We start from the raw sequence: 2,707 nt of genomic DNA on the forward strand, positions 1-2,707 counted from the left end.
CGCGCAGGTCGCCGATCTCGCTGTCGTCGAGGTCGGAGGTCTCGAACGCCTCGAAGGCGCCGTCGGCGTCCTTCTTGAGGATCAGCAGGTCCAGGATCCGGATCAGCCCGCGGTCGACGTAGTCCTTCAGGACCGGGGCGACCTCGCCGTTGAACTTGCTGCCCGGGAACTCCACCACGATCCAGTCGACCGGGCCGAGCTCGTCAATGTTCACGCTCATGCGCATCTCTCCTTCCAGGAGTCGGGGCGGCACGGAGCCGACCGTCCACCGCCACGCTCACACCCTGGGCCGGGTCTCAGACAGTGCCGTTGGGCCCTGCGCTTCCGGCTCCCGGGCCGCGGCTAGTCCTGGCGCTCGTACCAGGGCGTCACCTGGTCGGCGTACCCGCCGGAGCGTAGTCGCGCGGCCATGAACCTCATCGGTCGGTCGATGTGCCGGAAGAAGGTCTGGTAGCTGGGGCACAGGTAGTGCAGCCCGGGTTCCCCATCGGGGGTGGAGGCGAACCGGTCCTTGGGGCAGCCGCCGTGGCAGGCGAAGCGGACGTCGCAGTGCCGGCAGTAGTCGGGCAGTGTGTCGCGTTTGGCGTTGCCGAAGGCGACCTGCTGCGGTGAGGCGACCAGTTCGAGCAGGGGCCGCTGGGTGATGTTGCCGAGCAGATACTCGGGTTCGACGAAGTGGTCGCAGGAGTACAGGTCGCCGTTGTGCTCCAGGGCGAGTGCGGTGCCGCAGGTCTCGGCGTGCACGCACACTGCCCCCGGCACCCCGACCCAGTTGGCCAGCGCCGTGTCGAACATCTGCACGTACACCTGTCCGACGTCGCGGCGCACCCACTCCTCGAACACCTCGATCAGGAACCTGCCGTAGCCGCCCGGGGAGACCGACCGGTCGGTCACCTGATCGCCGACCGGGATGCCCCCGGGTGAGGGTCGCTCAACGATCGGGATGAGCTGGATGAACTGCGCACCCAGGTCGTCGCGCAGGAACCGGTAGACCTCCAGGCCTCGGTCCTCGTTGGCCCGGTGCGCCGTGGTCAGCACGTTCCAGCGCACCCGGTGGGCCTTGAGCCGGTCCAGCCCGCGGATCACCCGGTCGAACGTCGGTTTGCCGCCCTTGTCCACCCGATAGGTGTCGTGCACCTCCCGCGGACCGTCGATGGAGATCCCGACCAGGAAGTCGTGGGTGGCCAGGAACGCCGCCCACTCGTCGTCGATCAGCGTGCCGTTGGTCTGGATCGTGTGCTCGATCCGCTGGCCCGGGCGGCGATACCGATCCACGGTCGCCAGCACCCGGCGGAAGAAGTCCAACCCCATCAGCGTCGGCTCCCCGCCCTGCCAGGAGACCGTGACCTCCGGGCTGCGGTGACCGGCCAGCAGCTGGCTGATGTAGGCGTCCAGGACCGTGTCGTCCATCCGGAACGAGCTCCCCGGATAGAGCTCCTCCTTGGACAGGAAGAAGCAGTACGCACAGTCCAGGTTGCAGATCGCCCCCGACGGCTTCGCCAGCACATGAAAGGCCTCGGGGACACGGCCGGTCAGCGTCATGAAGACAGTCTGCGCTGGACCTGTGGCCGCGCTTCGCGTTCCCAGCGACTCCTACCCGCGGCTGAACGCCGCACTCGGCCTCGGTACGTGGTTCCCGGCCACCGGCCACCGGCCAGTCAGGGTTCCCGCCTACCCTCGCCCTGGCCGCGTTTCGGGCCGAACGCCCCCTGCAGCGATCCCGCTGCCGAGACGGGACCCCGCGTGATGCCACGCGGGTCGATGGAACCGGCAGCGTAGGCGGGTGTCGTGAGCCTTGCGGCTCGGCCGGTCGTGCTTTGCTTGACGCGACAGGATCCGAACAAGGGTGAAGGTGCTCGGTGGATCTCGCGGCGGTGCTCACGTTGGCGCTGCTGGCGCTGTTCCTTGCCGTTCAGCCGTGGTCGGTGCTGGCCGCGATCCTGCTGGTGACGGCCCGTGGTGGAGTGAAGAAGGAGTTGGCCTACGCCGGCGGCTGGGTCGTCGCGCTCGCCGTGGTCGCGGTGGTGACCGTGCTGGTGTACCCGAATGTTCCGCAGACCTCGACGACCAGCCAGGGCCATGCGGTGGTTGAGCTGGCCGTCGGGCTGTTCTTGGGTGGGTGGCTTCTTCGGCGCTGGCGGCATCCCAGGGACGCCGGTACCGACAGCCAGCCGTCCTGGATGGCCCGCCTGGACACTATGTCGCCGCTGCTGGCGTTCGGGCTCGGCGCCTTCCTGCCGACGTACGCCGTGGTGGTCGCCGCCGTCTCGGAGATGCTCTCCAGCGGTCTGGCCCAGGGGTGGCTGCTGGTCGCCGCGCTCGGGTGGGTGCTGGTTGCCTCCACCGGCGTCGCATCGCCGTTGCTGGTGCTTGTGACCGACCGGGATCACGCACCGCAGACGTACCAGCGGTGGCGGGTGTGGATCGTTGCGCACAGTCGCGCGGTTCTCTACGGGGTGGGTGGACTGGTGTGTCTCGTGCTCGTCACCAAGGGCATCGTCGGGCTGCTGGGCTGACTGCACGCGCCCGGAACTCGGAAGTCTCCTGCCGGTGCCGGTTCCACGCGAGGTAGTCCCCCTGGGTTGTGCGGTGACCGTACTGCCATTCATAGGTCGTGAGCACGTCCGGGTGTGTCGCGCCCGGGTCGGCCGAAACCTTAGGTGCATCTCAGCACAGGATCAGCCCCTCCTCAGCCCGACGGGCTGTT

General features: G+C 68.5%; 3 protein-coding genes. 1 reads left to right on the forward strand and 2 read right to left on the reverse strand.

Annotation, left to right across the window (positions count from 1 at the left end; genetic code table 11):
• Both VIM19_19985 and VIM19_19990 read right to left on the reverse strand, forming a co-directional pair.
• The coding region (locus tag VIM19_19985) for a DUF6325 family protein (GenBank protein HEY5187120.1) at window positions 1-220 on the reverse strand (220 nt) is incomplete at its 3' end.
• Between the two features lie 122 nt (window positions 221-342).
• The gene (locus VIM19_19990; protein HEY5187121.1) at window positions 343-1,542 is read right to left on the reverse strand and encodes an anaerobic sulfatase maturase; all 1,200 of its coding nucleotides are present in this window, start codon (window positions 1,540-1,542) and stop codon (window positions 343-345) included.
• Between the two features lie 317 nt (window positions 1,543-1,859).
• Between VIM19_19990 and VIM19_19995 the strand changes: the two genes are divergently transcribed.
• The gene (locus tag VIM19_19995; protein HEY5187122.1) at window positions 1,860-2,516 is read left to right on the forward strand and encodes a GAP family protein; all 657 of its coding nucleotides are present in this window, start codon (window positions 1,860-1,862) and stop codon (window positions 2,514-2,516) included.
• The last annotated feature ends 191 nt before the right edge of the window (window positions 2,517-2,707 follow it).

Source organism: Actinomycetes bacterium, assembly GCA_036510875.1.
Classification (GTDB): Bacteria; Actinomycetota; Actinomycetes; order Prado026; family Prado026; genus DATCDE01.